13 protein-coding genes are annotated in these 15,662 nt (G+C 67.0%); 9 read left to right on the forward strand and 4 right to left on the reverse strand.

Annotated elements, in window-relative coordinates:
* Window positions 1–107 precede the first annotated feature (107 nt).
* The gene (locus ACQR1L_RS23020) at window positions 108–1,568 is read right to left on the reverse strand and encodes an aldehyde dehydrogenase family protein (protein ID WP_434860206.1); all 1,461 of its coding nucleotides are present in this window, start codon (window positions 1,566–1,568) and stop codon (window positions 108–110) included.
* Window positions 1,569–2,094: 526 nt separating this feature from the next.
* Between ACQR1L_RS23020 and ACQR1L_RS23025 the strand changes: the two genes are divergently transcribed.
* The 7 genes from ACQR1L_RS23025 to ACQR1L_RS23055 all read left to right on the forward strand — a co-directional run bounded on the left by ACQR1L_RS23025 (window position 2,095) and on the right by ACQR1L_RS23055 (window position 9,820).
* Window positions 2,095–3,156 (forward strand): LacI family DNA-binding transcriptional regulator, encoded by a 1,062-nt coding sequence (locus tag ACQR1L_RS23025; protein WP_434860207.1) that lies wholly within the window; start codon window positions 2,095–2,097, stop codon window positions 3,154–3,156.
* 105 nt (window positions 3,157–3,261) lie between these two features.
* A complete protein-coding gene (locus ACQR1L_RS23030; RefSeq protein WP_434860208.1) occupies window positions 3,262–4,278 on the forward strand; it encodes a substrate-binding domain-containing protein in 1,017 nt (338 codons plus the stop codon).
* A gap of 417 nt (window positions 4,279–4,695) precedes the next feature.
* Window positions 4,696–6,213, forward strand: coding sequence for a sugar ABC transporter ATP-binding protein (locus ACQR1L_RS23035; protein ID WP_434860209.1), 1,518 nt, complete (start codon window positions 4,696–4,698; stop codon window positions 6,211–6,213).
* A complete protein-coding gene (locus tag ACQR1L_RS23040) occupies window positions 6,206–7,189 on the forward strand; it encodes an ABC transporter permease (RefSeq protein WP_434860210.1) in 984 nt (327 codons plus the stop codon). The genes ACQR1L_RS23035 and ACQR1L_RS23040 overlap by 8 nt, the downstream gene beginning before the upstream one ends.
* Complete coding sequence (locus ACQR1L_RS23045; RefSeq protein WP_434860211.1) at window positions 7,189–8,262, forward strand: ABC transporter permease; 1,074 nt, start codon at window positions 7,189–7,191, stop codon at window positions 8,260–8,262. Before ACQR1L_RS23040 ends, ACQR1L_RS23045 begins: the two co-directional genes overlap by 1 nt.
* A 10-nt stretch (window positions 8,263–8,272) precedes the next feature.
* The gene (locus tag ACQR1L_RS23050; protein ID WP_434860212.1) at window positions 8,273–8,938 is read left to right on the forward strand and encodes a nucleoside triphosphate hydrolase; all 666 of its coding nucleotides are present in this window, start codon (window positions 8,273–8,275) and stop codon (window positions 8,936–8,938) included.
* Window positions 8,939–8,950: 12 nt separating this feature from the next.
* Window positions 8,951–9,820: a sugar phosphate isomerase/epimerase family protein gene (locus ACQR1L_RS23055; protein ID WP_434860213.1), complete on the forward strand. Its 870-nt coding sequence runs from the start codon at window positions 8,951–8,953 to the stop codon at window positions 9,818–9,820.
* Between the two features lie 101 nt (window positions 9,821–9,921).
* Here the strand turns inward: ACQR1L_RS23055 and ACQR1L_RS23060 are convergent, their stop codons facing one another.
* Complete coding sequence (locus ACQR1L_RS23060) at window positions 9,922–10,716, reverse strand: SDR family NAD(P)-dependent oxidoreductase (protein ID WP_434860214.1); 795 nt, start codon at window positions 10,714–10,716, stop codon at window positions 9,922–9,924.
* A gap of 122 nt (window positions 10,717–10,838) precedes the next feature.
* Between ACQR1L_RS23060 and ACQR1L_RS23065 the strand changes: the two genes are divergently transcribed.
* Window positions 10,839–11,813 (forward strand): GlxA family transcriptional regulator, encoded by a 975-nt coding sequence (locus ACQR1L_RS23065; protein ID WP_434860215.1) that lies wholly within the window; start codon window positions 10,839–10,841, stop codon window positions 11,811–11,813.
* 77 nt (window positions 11,814–11,890) lie between these two features.
* The gene (locus tag ACQR1L_RS23070; protein WP_434860216.1) at window positions 11,891–12,709 is read left to right on the forward strand and encodes an alpha/beta fold hydrolase; all 819 of its coding nucleotides are present in this window, start codon (window positions 11,891–11,893) and stop codon (window positions 12,707–12,709) included.
* A gap of 61 nt (window positions 12,710–12,770) precedes the next feature.
* Here the strand turns inward: ACQR1L_RS23070 and ACQR1L_RS23075 are convergent, their stop codons facing one another.
* Together ACQR1L_RS23075 and ACQR1L_RS23080 are read right to left on the reverse strand one after the other, a co-directional pair.
* The gene (locus ACQR1L_RS23075) at window positions 12,771–15,008 is read right to left on the reverse strand and encodes a molybdopterin cofactor-binding domain-containing protein (protein WP_434860217.1); all 2,238 of its coding nucleotides are present in this window, start codon (window positions 15,006–15,008) and stop codon (window positions 12,771–12,773) included.
* A 12-nt stretch (window positions 15,009–15,020) separates the two neighbouring features.
* On the reverse strand, window positions 15,021–15,470 hold the full coding sequence (locus tag ACQR1L_RS23080) for a (2Fe-2S)-binding protein (protein WP_434860218.1): 450 nt from the start codon (window positions 15,468–15,470) through the stop codon (window positions 15,021–15,023).
* Window positions 15,471–15,662 lie beyond the last annotated feature (192 nt).

The following is a 15,662-nucleotide window of genomic DNA, read 5'->3' on the forward strand; positions in this document are numbered from 1 at the left end:
TCACTGCAAAGCTTGTTGCATTTAACGCTTCGCCGCGCCGAACGACAACGACGCCGCGCGTCCTTGTCGCTCACGTCCGCACGGCGGAATTGACCGGAGCCTCGGCCCTAGCCGTGCTTGACGATCAGGGTCTTCATCGCGCCGAACTCGTACAGCGCCTCGAAGCCCTTCTCGCGGCCATGGCCGGATTTCTTCATGCCGCCGAACGGCAGCTCGATGCCGCCGCCGGCGCCATAGCCGTTGACGAACATCTGGCCGACCTTGACCTTGCGTGCGACGCGCATCGCGCGCGAGCCGTCGCCGGACCAGACGCCGGCGACCAGGCCGAAATCGGTGCCGTTGGCGAGCCTGATCGCGTCCGCCTCGTCGTCGAACGGCATCGCCGCCAGCACCGGACCGAACACCTCCTCGCGCGCGAGTTCGGAGTTGCGGTCAACGCTCTGATAGAGCGCCGGCGCCACATAGAAGCCTTCGCTCGGGGCGCCCTCGGCAATCCGGCCGGAGGCAACCCGTTTGGCACCGCCGCTCTCGGCGCGCGCCAGTATGCCTTCGATGCGCTTCTTCTGCACAGCGCTGATGACGGGGCCGAGATCGAGATCCATCTCCGGCGTGCCGGCGGTGATCTTTTCAAAGCGCAGCTTCAGCTCGGAGAGGAAGCGGTCCCACATCGACCGCTCGACCAGCACGCGCGAGCCGGCCGAGCAGGTCTGCCCGGCATTCTGCACGATCGCCGCCGCGACGGATGTCAGCGCCGCATCGAGATCGGCGTCGGCGAATACGATCTGCGGCGACTTGCCGCCGAGCTCGAGCGTACAGCCGATGTGATTTCGCGCCGCCGCCGTCTGCACCAGGGTGCCGACCTCCGGGCTGCCGGTGAAAGAGATGAAGTCGATGCCGTCATGCGCCGACAGCGCCGCGCCGGCTTCCTCGCCAAGGCCCGGCACGACGTTGACGGCGCCCGCCGGAAAGCCGGCTTCCGCCGCGAGCTCGGCAAGGCGCAGCGGCACCAGGCAGGCTTCCTCCGCGGGCTTGATCACGGTCGCATTGCCCATGGCGAGCGCCGGCGCCACGGTGCGGCCGAACATCTGGCCCGGATAGTTCCAGGGAATGATGTGGCCGGTGACGCCGAGCGGCTCATAGACCGTGGTGACGAAGAAGCCGTCGAGGAACGGGATGGTGTCGCCATGCACCTTGTCGGCGGCGCCGCCGTAGTACTCGAAATAGCGCGCGACCGCGACGACGTCGGCCTTGGCCTGCTTCATCGGCTTGCCGGTATCGGCGGCCTCGAGCTTCGCCAACTCCTCGGCGTTATCCTCGACGAGGCGGCCGAGCTTCGACAACAGCCGCCCGCGCTCCACCGCCGTGAGCCGGCCCCACGGACCTTCGAGCGCGCGGCGCGCCGCGGCCACCGCGAGATCGATGTCGGCCTTGTCGCCGGCGGCGATCGCGGCGATCACCTGCCCCGTCGCCGGCGCCAGCATCGCGATGCTACGGCCCGATTGCGCAGGTTGCCATTTGTTGTCGATGAAGACGCCCTTTGCAGCGGGCAGTTTGACATTGGCGTTCATGGCAGCTCTCCGACTTCTTGCGATCCTTCGATGTGTCCCGCTCTGCGCGGCCCGCCGAGGGCGCGCGACACAGGCAACATGCTCGTTCAAACAGACGCTCTGCAGCTCCTCCTCGGTCATCTCCGATGGCGGCGCGTGCATCGCGATGCGACCTCGCGACAGCACATCAGCGTCGGAGGCGATCGTGAGCAGCCGCGGCATGGTCCGCTCGCGTCGAGCACGCGCTGCACCATCACCGGAGACAGGCCGAGACCCGGCTCGTCTAGCATCAGGAGCCTGGGATTGCACATGATCGCCAAGCCGATCACCAGCATTTGCGGCTTTTCGCCGAACAGCAGTCCCGTTTTCCGGTCCATCATCTGGCGCAGGAAGGAAGCATCATCCCACCCGCTCAGCGCGCGTCGATCGCGTCGGCGGCGTCCCAGGCACTTTCCGCTTGCCTCGCGGTCAGATCTCTGTAAATCGTTTTACCGGCTGAGTTCAGCGCGCATCAAGGCGCACGACAAGGGACACCACCGGACACCCCATGGTAGATAAGCCGCGATCCATCAACGATGTGGCCAGGCTCGCGGGCGTGTCTCCGGCGACGGTGTCGAACGTTCTGACGGGCCGCAAGCCGGTCAGCCCCGCGCTCGTCGAGAAGGTCGAGGCCGCGGTAAAGGCGCTCGACTATCGCGCCGATCCGCTTGCCTCGATGCTGCGCTCGGGCGACGCGCGCATCATTGCCGTGCTCGTTCCCGAGCTCGACAACCCGTTCTTCACCTCGATCGTCTCGGCGATCGAACAATGCGCGGGCGGCGACTCCTATGAAGTGATCATCGCGAGCTCGCATGACGACGAGGCCACCGAGTTGTCCAGGCTCAAGGCGCTGCTGGCGTGGCGCCCGGCTGGACTGATCGTCGTCCCCTGCTTCGACGGCTTTGCCGGCCGCGACGTCATCGAGGCGTCCCGAACGCCCTACGTCATTGGCGACCGCGTCACCGACGCGTTGAATGCCGACACCGTGTCGCTCGACAATTTCGAAGCGGGGCGCATTGCGGCGTCACACCTCATCGATCTCGGCCACGAGCGCATCGTCATTGCCGCGACATCGTTGCGCCTCGCCAACATCCGGCAGCGTTGTGACGGCGCGGCGGAGGCGTTCCGCGAGCATGGATTGCCCGCACCTGAGATCGTCGAGCTCGGCTTCGATCCCGACATCGAGCAGCGCAGGCTTTCGGACTGTTTCGATCGCGCGCCGGCGCCGACCGCGATCCAGGCGCTCACCAACTCCACGACCCTGACGGCCTTGACGACGATCGCCGAGCGAGGCCTCAAGCTGCCGCAGGACGTCTCATTGATCGGCTTCGACGACTATGCCTGGATGCGCGCGCGCGCCACGCCGATCACGGCGATCGCGCAGCCGGTCCGGGAGATCGGCCACATTCTCTGGGAGCGGCTGAGTGCGCGGATCAAGCGAGACGCGTCTCCTGCCAAACACGTGCTGTTGCCGTGCGAGCTGAAGATCCGGGATTCCTCGGCTCCGCCACGTCGGCCAACGACATCGAAAGGACCTGCGGGGCGCAGCGCCCTGCCGGTTCGAAAATGAGCGACTGACACCAAGGAATTCTGGGCCGGAATCGGTCCAGGGCAGACGGATCTCTCGATCCGCAAATGCGCCAATGAGCGCAATTTAGGGAGGGTAGTTAAGGTCATGACGACATTTTCAGCTTCACGACGTGCCCTGCTCGCAAGTGCGGCCCTCGCGGCCGTGCTCGCCACCGGCTCCTTCATCCACCACGCCGTCGCGGCCGACAAGCCGACCATGGGCGTCGTCGTCAAGATCGGCGGCATCCCCTGGTTCAACGCGATGGAGACCGGCATCAAGGAGGCCGGCGCCAAGGAAGGTGTCGACGCCTCGATGATCGGCCCGACCAGCGCCGACCCTGCGCTACAGGTGCGCGCGATCGAGGACCTCATCGCCAAGAAGGTGAGCATCATCGGCGTCGTGCCAAACGACGAGAAGGCGCTCGAGCCCGTGCTGCAGAAGGCGCGCGGCGCCGGCATCAAGGTGGTGATCCACGAAGGTCCGGGCATCCAGAACAAGGACTGGGATTTCGAACTGGCCTCGGCCAAGGGTTTCGGCGAGGCGCATGCCGATCTCCTGGCGAAGTCGATGGGCGGCAAGGGTGAATATGCCGTCTATGTCGGCTCGCTGACGGTGCCGCTGCACAATGCCTGGGCCGACGCGGCGATCGCCCATCTCAAGGCCAAGTATCCGGACATGAAGCAGGTCGGCGAGCGCTACGGCGTCGCCGAGAACGTCGACGACAGCCGCAAGACCGCGCTGGATCTGTTCTCCGCCAATCCCAACCTGCGCGGCTTCCTCGCCTTCGGCAGCCAGGGCCCGATCGGCGCCGGCCGCGCCATCGAAGAGAAGGGGCTCACCGGCAAGGCCTTCGTGGTCGGACCGTTCTCGCCCGGCCAGGGCCGCAAGCTGATCAAGGCGGGCGCGATCCTCGGCGGCTACATGTGGAATCCGGCGGAGGCGGGCCGCGTCTTCGTCCGTGTCGGCAAGCTGCTGGTCGACGGCAAGGAGATCACCGACGGCACCAATATCGAGGGCCTCGGCACAGTGCGTCCCGATCCGAAGACGCGCAACATCATCACCGACAATCTGCTGCCGATCAACAAGGAGACCGTCGACAAGCTCGCCGACCTCGGCCTGTGATCGCGCCGTTCGTTGTTCCGGGTCATCCGCGCGCAACATGGTGACAGCTATCGAGAGCGTGGATGGGCCTGGACCATCGCAACGGGCAGACGGTGTGAGGCGAGATGCCAATTGCGCGCGTGCCTCACACCACGGCCTGTGGATATGGATTCCGGGCTCGCGCTGCGCGCGCCCCGGAATGACGACGGAATGCGTTGCTCCTTGCTCGGTCATTCCGGGGCATCCGCGCGCAACATGGCGAAGCCATGTTGGAGCAGCGCGGATGAGCCCGGAATCCATGACCACGGAATGATGTTGGGAAGCGAGATGGCAACTGACAGCCTGCCTCACATCCTCGACGTGGTGATGGGTTCGGGGCTCGCATTGCGCGCGCCACGGACCGACGATCCGATTCCTCTCCGGACTCTGGCTTGATCCATGACCTCTGCAACGGCTCATTCGTTGCCTGATCCATCGGACGCGATCCGCTTCGAGCATGTCTCGGTGCGGTTCGGCGGCGTGCGCGCGCTGGACGATGTGTCGTTTTCCGTCGGGCGCGGCGAGGTGCATTGCCTGGCCGGCGAGAACGGCAGCGGCAAGAGCACGCTCATCAAGGTGATTGCCGGCGTCTATCAGACGGCGCCCGGCGCGCGCATGGAGTATTTCGGCGAGCGCGTCGAGGCGCCGCATCCGGCGCTGGCGCGCCGCAAGGGTGTGGCGGTGATCTGGCAGGACCTCGCGCTGTTCCCGGAGATGACGGTGGCCGAGAACATCGCCTTCGACGGCTTGGTCGGCGCGCCCCGGCTCGTCCGCTATCGCAGCATCCGCGAGACCGCGCGGGCAGCACTTGCGAAGCTCGGCGTGGAGCTCGACCTCAGCGCGCCGCTGCGCAGCCTGCCGATCTCCGGACGGCAGCTGGTGGCGATCGCGCGGGCGCTGGCCTGCGACTCCAGGCTGATCTTCATGGACGAGCCGACGGCGTCGCTGACGCAGGCCGAGACCGATCATCTGCTGGCGGTGGTGCGCACGCTCTCGGCCAACGGCGTGGCCGTCGTGTTCGTCAGCCACCGGCTCGCCGAGGTGCTGGACATCTCCAGCCGCGTCACCGTGCTGCGCGACGGCCGGCTGGTTGGCGTCTACGACGCCCAGGGCATGACGCAGTCGCGGCTGACCGAATTGATGACCGGCCGGACCTTCGATCATGCCGTCACCGCCCGCGACGTCGGCGATGCGCCGGTCGTGGTGCAGACTTCGGGCCTCACTCGCGCCGGCGAGTATGCCGACATCGACCTCACCATTCGTGCCGGCGAGATCGTCGGACTGATCGGGCTGATCGGCGCCGGCCGCACCGAGCTTGCGCATACGCTGTTCGGCATGACCCGCGCCGAGACCGGGACGTTGCGCATCGCGGGCCAGCCCATCTCCTTACGCAGCAACCGCGACGCGATCGCGGCCGGCGTGGCCTATGTCTCCGAGGACCGGCTTTCGCTCGGCCTGGTGCAGCCGCAGTCGATCGCCGACAACACGGTCATCACGACGCTGCAGCAGCTCACCGGCCCGAGCGGACTGATCTCGGAGACGAAGAAGGCGGCGGCGGTCGCCAAGGGCATTGCGGAGTTCGCGATCAAGATCGGCAGGCCTGAGGATGCCGTCTCGACGCTGTCGGGCGGCAACCAGCAGCGCGTCGTGCTCGCCAAATGGCTGGCGACGGCGCCCAAGCTCCTGATCCTGGACTGCCCGACCGTCGGCGTCGATGTCGGCGCGCGCGACGGCATCTACCGGATCGCGCGCGCACTCGCCGAGAGCGGCATCGCCATCCTGATGATCTCCGACGAGGTACCGGAGGTGTACTTCAATTGCGATCGCATCCTGCACATGGCCGACGGCCGCATCGTCGCGGAGATCGATCCGCGCAAGGTCTCGATCGCCGAGCTGGAGCGTGCCGTCTATGCGTGACTATCTGCTCAAGCACGAGGGCGAGACGCGACTGTTCATCGTGCTGGCGCTGCTCGTGCTCGGGCTCGGCGTGGCCGCGCCGAGCTTCCTCAGCGCCGGCAACATCGCCTCGCTGCTCAACAACAACGCCGTCAACGTGATCTGGGCGGTCGGGCTCCTGGTCGTGCTGATCGCCGGCGGCATCGACATCTCCTTCGCAGTCGGCGCATCGGTCGTGCAATATCTGACGGCGATCGCGCTCGGCAAGCTGGGCGGCGGCAACTGGATGCTCGGGCTGGTGCTCGCCGGCAGCATCGGCATCGCGCTCGGCTGCATCAACGCCGCCTTCGTCGCCGGCTTCCGCATCATCTCGATCGTGGTGACGATCGCGACCTTCAATGCCTTCTTCGGCCTCTTGATGTTCGCCACCTCCGGCAAGTCGATCTACGACCTGCCGGACTGGTGGACCGACCGTGTCGCAGTGGCCTCGCTGGGCGATGGCGGCGCGCTGACCCTGCCGGTTGCTGCGATGGTCGCGTGCATGGCGGCGACCTGGTTCCTGATCGACCGGACCACGATCGGCCGCCAGCTCTATGCCTTCGGCGACAATCCCGACGGCGCACGCCGCGCCGGCGTGCCGACTGTGACGATGCAGTTCATCGCCTATGGCTGGATGGGGCTGATGGCCGGCATCGGCGGGCTGATGCAGGTCAACCTCGCCCAGGAGGTCGTGCCGAATGCGCTGATCGGCCGCGAGCTCGACGTGCTCGCCGCGGTCGTACTCGGCGGCGCGCGGCTCGGCGGCGGACGCGGCTCGGTGCTCGGCTGCCTGCTCGGCGTGCTGCTGGTGGCCGTGGTGCAGAACGGGCTGAACCTGCTCGGCGTGTCGCCCTACGCGTTCAAGATGGTGATCGGCCTGACCATCCTGGTCGCGATCTCGTTCTCGAATGTCGATCTGTTCGCGCGCCTTCTCGGGCGGGCCGGGGAGGCGCGCTGATGTCCAAGCCCATTCATGCCCTGCCCCGACTGATCGGCCGCGACACGGCCGGCCTGCTCGGCCTCTACGCGCTGACGCTGCTCGTGTTCGGCCTGTCGGCGCCGAAGTTTCTCAGCGCCGCCAATTTCGAATCGATCGCGTTCCAGCTGCCGGATCTCGGTCTGCTGACGCTGGCGATGCTGGCGCCGATCATGGCGAACGGCATCAACCTCGCGATCATCGCCATTGCGAATCTCAGCGGCCTGACGCTGGCCTGGATCCTCAACATCAATGGCGGGGCGGATGCGGGCGTGCTGGCGTTCGCGATCGGCGTCATCGCGGCGCTCGCGGTCGGCGGCGCCTCCGGCGCTGTCATGGGCGCGGTCATCGCCTATTTCGGCGCGCATCCAATCCTGGCGTCGCTCGCGATGATGATCTTCCTGAAGGGGCTCGGCGAGTTCCTGACCCGCGGCGGCGATATCTCCGGCTTTCCGGATTTCCTGCGCGAATTCGGCCATGGCGCCATCCTCGGCGTCCCCGTGCCGATGCTGGTGTTCGTCACTGCGGCGATCCTCTGGCACCTGCTGCTGGCGCGCACGCGGCACGGCTTTGCGGTGGCGATGATCGGCTCCAACCCGCAGGCGTCGGAATATTCCGGCCTGCACGTCAAGCGCACGATCACGCTGCTTTACGCGCTGTCCGGCGTGATGTGCGCGCTCGCCGGCATCGTGATGCTGACACGCTTCAACTCCGTGCGCGTCGGCCATGGCGATGCGCTGTTGCTGGTGACCGTGCTCGCCTGCTTCCTCGGCGGCGTCGATCCGTTCGGCGGCTTCGGCCGCGTCGCGCCGGTGTTCATCGCGCTGGTGATCCTGCAGACGCTGTCATCGGGTCTCAATCTGCTCGGCGCCAACCAGCATCTGTCGACCGCCGTCTGGGGCCTGTTCCTGCTCGGCGTCATGGTGCTGCGCTCCGGCTCACCCATGATGCGGCTGCTGCTGGGCTTCATACGGCCACCACGGGATGCGCCGGAGGCTCGCGAGCAGAGCCCAGCGCTGACGGACAGTCCCGCCCCCGGTCATCCGCGCTCGTGAGCCAGCCGTCATGATGACCCGTTCGCCCATGCCGCAGCGCCTCTCCCTCGACGACCTCGTGAAACTGATCAGGACCCGCGAGGGACCGTCACGCCTCGTCGTCGCCATCGCCGGTGCGCCGGGCTCGGGCAAGTCGACGCTGGCCGAGCAGCTCGTTGTCGCGCTCAATGCCACGCAGCCCGGTAACGCGGCGCTGCTGCCGATGGACGGCTATCACTATGACGACGGGATCCTGATCGCGCGCGGCCTGCGCGCCCGCAAGGGTGCCCCTGACACGTTCGACGTCGGCGGCCTGCTCCACATGCTCGACCGCCTCAAGCGCAACGACGAGGACGAGATCGCCGTGCCGGTGTTCGACCGCGACCTCGAAATTTCCCGCGGCAGCGCGCGGCTGATCCCGCGAGCTGTCCGCACGCTGGTGGTCGAAGGCAACTACCTGCTGCTGGACCAGGCGCCATGGTCGCGCCTGCACGCCTTCTTCGACATCACCGTCGCCATCGACGTACCCGAGGAGGTGCTGCGGCAGCGGCTTGTCGCGCGCTGGCGCGGCTACGGCCTCGGGCCGGACGAGATCGAGGCGAAGGTCGAGGGCAACGACCTGCCGAACGGGCGCTTCGTGCAGGCGAACAGCCGGCCGGCCGATGTCGTGATCACTGGCCAGGACAGAATTGATTGACAGGAGGCACCGATGAAATTCGGCATCTATTATTCGTACTGGGAGCAGGAATGGAGCGCCGACTGCCTGCGCTATGTCGAGAAGGTCGCCAAGCTCGGCTTCGACGTCATCGAGATCGCCGCCCATCATCTCAACACTTACAGCCCGGCGCACATCGCCGAGATCGGCCGCGCCGCCAAAGCCAACGGCATCGCGATCACCTCCGGCCTCGGCCCGTCGCCGCAGCGCAATCTGTCCTCGGCCGATCCGGAGATTCGCAAGGCCGGGCGCGCCTTCTTCGAGGAGACGCTGACCAATCTCGCCAAGATCGACGTCCACATCATCGGCGGCGCGCTGCATTCCTACTGGCCGATCGACTATTCAAAACCGGTCGACAAGGCCGGCGACCGCGCGCGCGGCCTCGAAGGCATCGCTGGTCTCGCTGATTTCGCCGCCGATCTCGGCATCGATCTGTGCCTCGAGGTGTTGAACCGGTTCGAGAACCACGTCCTCAACACCGCCGAGGAAGGCGTCGCCTTCGTGCGCGAGGTCGGCAAGCCCAACGTGAAGGTGATGCTCGACACCTTCCACATGAACATCGAGGAGGACAGCTTCGCCGGCGCGATCCGCACCGCCGGCCCGCTGCTCGGCCATTTCCACACCGGCGAGAACAACCGCCGCGTCCCCGGCAAGGGCAACCTGCCCTGGCACGAGATCGGCGCAGCGCTCCGCGAGATCGGCTACGACCGTGCCGTCGTGATGGAGCCGTTCGTCAAGATGGGCGGCGGCATCGGCAACGACATCAAGGTCTGGCGCGACCTCAGCGACAACGCCGACGAGGCACAACTGGACGAGGCCGCGCGGCGATCGCTGGAGTTTTCGAGGTTCGTGATGGCGCCTTAGCCCGCGGCTACTGCATCGCAAGATGCAACGCGGGTGAGCGGGGCTCTCCGAGCACAACGCTCCTGGTGAGTCCTCCTCACCCGCCTGCGCGAAGCACAGCCTCAGGCGCGATAGCGCTCGGCGACATCGGCGTTCGACAGATGCGGCAGCATGGTCTGCCGTGCCGCGTCCCAGGCCTCGAACTCGGCGCCATTGGCGAGGGAGGGCACGGTGGCGAATTCGCCGCGGTCGAGCCCGCGCAGCGCGGCATCGACCAGATCGGCTGCCGACATCACCCACTCCTTCGGCAAATTGCTCGCCGGCAGTCCTGCGATGTCCCAGAACTCGGTGCCGGTCGCGCCGGGCAGCACCACCTGCACGTGCACGCCGGTGCCGGCGAGCTCCTTGCGCAGCGACTGGCTGAAGGCGAGCACGAAGGATTTGCTGCCGCCATAGACGCCGTTCAGGATCTCCGGGCCGATCGCGACGATCGAGGCGATGTTGATGATGGTGCCCTGTTTGCGGGCCACGAATTGCGGCACCGCCGCATAGGTGAGTCGCATCGGCGCGGTCACGTTGATCGCGATCATCCTCTCCATCTCGTCGACCGAGGCTTTCGCGAGCGGGGCGGCGCTGCCGAAGCCGGCATTGTTGACGAGATGCGTGATCGACGCGTCGCTCTTCAGCACGTTCTCCACCTCGGCAAGCCCGGCGCGGTCGGTGAGATCGGCGACGAGCGTGCGCACCTTCACGCCGTGGCGCGTGGTGAGCTTGTCGGCGAGCCCGGAGAGGCGGTCCTGGTTGCGGGCGACCAGGATGAGGGCGTGGCCGCGGGCGGCGAACCGCTCGGCGTAGACGGCGCCGATGCCTGAGGAGGCGCCGGTGATGAGGACGGTCCCGGTGGTCTGGCTGGTCATGGCGAAGATCCTTTCTCGTGCCCGCGCGGTCGCGGGGCGTGTTGCGTGGCGAGAAACTAGCCCTGGACGGTCATGTCTCAAATGTCGTATAAACGTCAAATCGAGACACAAGGACCGACGTCATGCGTCAGATCGGCTTCATCATGGAGGACGGCTTCCAGCTCATGGGCGTGGCGGCCGCGACGGCGTTCGAATTCGCCAACATCCAGCTCGGCGAAGAGGCCTACCGGGTCAGCGTGATGTCGGAGAACGGCGGGCTGGTCCGCTCGACCTTGGGCGTGCATGTCGAGACCAGCCCCCTCGGCGACTTTCCCGACACATTGATGGTGGTCGGCGAGCTGCTGCCGCGTCCGATCAGTCCGGGGCTGCGCGCCTATATCGCCGAGGCCGGACAGAGATCTCGCCGGGTCGCCGGCGTCTGTACCGGCGCCTTTCTGCTCGCCGAGGCCGGGCTGCTCGACGGCCGCAGCGCGACCACGCATTGGGCGCATGCGAGCACGCTGCAGGAGCGCTATCCCGCCATCAGGGTCGATGACGATCGCATCTTCGTCGCCGACGGCAACATCTGGACGTCGGCAGGCATGACGGCGGGGATCGATCTCACCCTGGCGCTGATCGAGGAGGATCACGGCGCCGAGCTGTCGCGGGCGGTGGCGCGGCGGCTCGTCGTCTATCACCGCAGGCCCGGCGGCCAGTCGCAATTCTCGGCCCTGCTGGAGCTTGAGCCGCGGTCCGACCGGGTCCGCCGCGCGCTGACTTATGCGAAGGAACATCTGCGCAACCCGCTCAGCGTGGAAGAGCTGGCCGAAGCCGCGAGCCTGAGCCCGCGCCAGTTCAGCCGCATCTTCCGCGAGGAGACCGGACAGTCGCCGGCCAAGGCCGTCGAGCGCCTGCGGCTCGAGGCTGCCAAGGCCATGCTGGAGGACGGACGACATTCGATGGACGTGGTGGCGCGCGACACCGGCTTTGCCGATCGCGACCGTATGCGCCGGGCCTTCCTGCGCTTCTTCGGCCAGCCGCCGCAGAGCCTGAGGCGCAGCCTGCGGCTGATCGAGGGCGAACCCGAGCCGGCCACTCGCCTGCCGCTCGTGTCCTGAATTGACGCTTCTATGTCATTTGAGACGTGACCGGCGTCTCCTACGCTCTCCTCATCGCAATGTCGAGGAGAGCGACCATGAGCAATGACGAGACCATCAAGTGGCTGGACACATCGCGCGGCCGGCTGGCGTGGCGCGAGGACGGACCCACCAGCGGCGTGCCCTTGCTGCTGCTGCAGCGCTTTCGCGGCACCATGGATGACTGGGACCCGGCCTTCATCGCGGCGATCGCCCAGGACCGCCGCGTGATCCGCTTCGACAGCGCCGGCATCGGACGCTCCGCGGGCGAGGTGCCGGACAGCATCGGCGGCATCGCCGCCGTCGCCGCCGAAGTGATCAGGTCGCTGGGCTTCGGTCAGGTCGACGTGCTCGGCTGGTCGCTGGGCGGCGTCGTCGGACAACAGCTGGCGCTCGACGCGCCGCAGCTGGTGCGGCGGCTGATCGTGGCCGGATCGAGCCCTGGCCCCGTCCCTGACGGACCGCAGGCGCATCCACGCGTGGCGCAGGTCATGACCAAGCCCGAGAACGGGCCGGAGGATTTCCTGTTTTTGTTCTATCCGGAAACCGAAACGGCGGTGGCCGCCGGCCGGGCGTCGCTGGCGCGTATCGCCGCTCAGCCGCAGCTCGGTCCGAAGGTGACAGCGGCAGCGTTCATGGGCCAGGTCAAGGCGATCTCGAGCTGGCCGGGCATGCTGCACCGGGCCAAGGAGCTGCGGCTGCCGATCCTGGTCGCGAACGGCGCGCATGACGTGATGCTGCCGGCCTATCGCTCCTACGTGCTGTCGCAGCAGGCTCCGGATGCGAAGCTCGTGCTCTATCCCGATGCGGGGCACGCCTTCCTGTTCCAGGAGATCGACGACTTCGCGGCCGAAGTGGACAGATTTCTCGCGCACTAACAAAGAAGCATCCCGGCACGCCGTGCCGGGATGCAGACTTTTCTCAAGCTGACAACTCGTCTCAAACGCCGAGCTTCGCCTTGGCCAGCGGCAGGCTGCGAACGTGCCGCCCCGTCAGCGCCGCTACCGCATTGACCACCGCCGGCGCGATGCCGGGCAGGCCCGGCTCGCCGACGCCGCCCATCGGCGCGCCGCTCTCGATGATCTCAACCTGGACCTTCGGCATCGCGGCGCGCGACAGGATCGGATAGTCGTCGAAATTATGCGACTGGCGTTGGCCGTCCTTGTAGGCGAGCTCCTCGAACAGCGCCGCCGACAGGCCGAGCGCGGCCGCCGATTCCACCTGCGACTTGACGATGGCGGGATTGACGATGCTGCCGGGATCGAACGCGACCCAGAGATTGTGGACGCGCACCTCGCCTTTCTCCAGCGAGACCTCCGCAATGGTCGCCGTCTCCGAACCGAACGGCGAAGCCAGCGCGACGCCGCGGGCGCGCTTGCCGCCCTCGGCATCGTAGGGTCCGCGCTTCCAACCGCCGGACATCTTCGCCACCGTCTCGAGCAGCTTGAGATGGCGCGGCTTGTCCTTCAGCAGCGCCAGCCGCAGCTGATACGGATCCTGCTTGCCGGCATCGGCGATCTCGTCGAAGAAGCCCTCGTAGAAGTAGTCGTTCATGGAGTGACCGACCGAGCGCCAGAACGCGATGGTCACGGGGTGCGCGAACTTCACATACTCCATGCTGCGATGGGCGATCGCATAGGGCTTCTCGACGATGCCTTCGACCGCGGAGCTGTCGACCTTGCCGCCGGCGGTGACGCCGAACCAGCGCCCCATCGGCCCCTCGCCGACCGTGCGGACCTGGATCGCGATCGGTTTGCCGTCCTTGTCGAGCGCCGCCTTGAAGCGGCTGAAGCTCAGGGGACGCAGCGCGTCCATCTTGAACTCCTCCTCGCGCGACCATAGCACCTTGACCGGACGCTTGGTTGCCTTGGCGAGCAGGATCGCCTGCTGGAACGGATTGGACGAACCGTAGGCGAAGTGGCGGCCGAAGAAGCCGCCGAGGATCGGCGAGTGCAGGATCACCTTGTCCGGCGCGACATCGCCGACCTTGGCCGCGATGCCCTGGAACAGCTCCGGCATCTGGTTGGGCACCCACAGTTCGAGCGTGCCGTCGGCATTGAAGCGCGCCATCGAGGACGGCGGCTCGAGCTGGCCATGGACCAGATAGGGCGCGTCATACTCGGCTTCGACGATCGTCGCAGCGCCGGCAAAGGCCGTCGCGACATCGCCGTCCTTCTCCGCGGAGACGCCGCTCGCGTTCGACGCCTTCAGCGCCGCGAGCAGACCCGCCGAGGAATAGTCGGCCGCGACCGCATCGAAGCCGCTCGCCGGCGCCTTGGACCAGGTGACATCAAGCGTCTCGACCGCCTTGCGCGCGCGATACCAGCTGTCGGCGGTCACCGCGACGGCGCCGGGCAGTCGATGCACGGCATGGACGCCGGGCATCGCTTTGACGGCTGCCTCGTTGCTCATGCGCTCCGGCTCGGTGCCGAGCACGGGCGCATGCTGGATCGCCGCATACAGCATGCCGTCGAGCTTCTGGTCGATCGCATAGACGGCCTTGCCGGTCGACTTGGCGCGGACATCGAGCCGCGCCATCGGCTGGCGGATGTAGCGGAAGGTCGCGGGATCACGCAGCGCGACGTTGGCGGCCGGCGTCAGCGCGAGCGCCTGCTCGGCGACATCGCCATAGGCCACGCGGCGGTTCGAGGCGGCGTGAACGACATGGCCATCGTCGGTCGTCAACGTGTCCGGCTTGACGTTCAGCTTCACTGCGGCCGCGCGGATCAGCATCTCACGCGCGCTGGCGCCGAGCTTGCGCATTACCTCATAGCTCGACCGGGTCGAGAAGCTGCCGCCCGTCAGCCGCAGACCGTTGATGATGGCGTAGTCCGGACCGGGCGGCGCACATTCGACCTCGAACCGGCTCGGATGCACGTCGAGCTCCTCGCCGACGATCTGCGCAAGGCCGGTGTTGATGCCCTGCCCGCCTTCGACGAAGGGACTGAGCAGTTTCACCGAATTGTCCTTGCCGATCACCAGAAACGCCGGCACGCGCGTGCCGGGCTTCACGGCAGCAGCGGTCTGGGCACGTGCGCCGAGCGCCGGCAGCAAGGTGCCCAGCACGACAGCGCCGGCGCCAATTCCGAGCAGGCGGCGGCGCGACAGGTTGGTTACACCCTGAACGGACAGCAGCGGCAGAACGTTCGACAGATCGGTCTTGAAGAGCGCGTTCATCGTGATGTCTCCTCAGGCCTCGGCCGCGCGACGGACGGCGGCGGCGATGCGGTTGTAGGTGCCGCAGCGGCACAGATTGGTCATGGCGTCGGCAATGTCGGCGTCGGACGGCTTCGGATTTTGCTTCAGGAGCGCGGTGGCGGCCATCACCTGCCCGGACTGGCAATAGCCGCATTGCGGCACCTGGTCGGTGACCCAGGCTTCGACGACCTTGCGGCCAATGCTGTCCTGCTCGATCGCGTCGATGGTGCGGATGTCGGCCGTGCCGATACTGTCGAGCGGCACCTGGCAGGACCGCGTCGCCTGCCCGTCGATCATGACCGTGCAGGCGCCACACTGCGCGATGCCGCAGCCATATTTCGTTCCGGTCAATCCCAGCGTATCCCGGAGCACCCAGAGCAGCGGCGTATCCGCCTCCGCCGCCACCTCGTAGTCCCGGCCGTTCACGTGAATTCTCGTCATTGTGATCTTTACCTCGGTCTGGAGCGGCAGGTTTGCGAGGGAGCGCGCTCGGATGGGATGACGAACGTCCGTCAATCTCGGACATGGCTTTGGGACGTGGTACGATCGGGGGCGACCTCGGGCAATCCATACCTTGTCATGGGGTGAGAAGCGCCACAGCGGAACCGCGATCACGATTGCGGTGTTGGGTCC

This window comes from Bradyrhizobium sp. HKCCYLR20261, assembly GCF_051168435.1.
GTDB lineage: Bacteria > Pseudomonadota > Alphaproteobacteria > Rhizobiales > Xanthobacteraceae > Bradyrhizobium.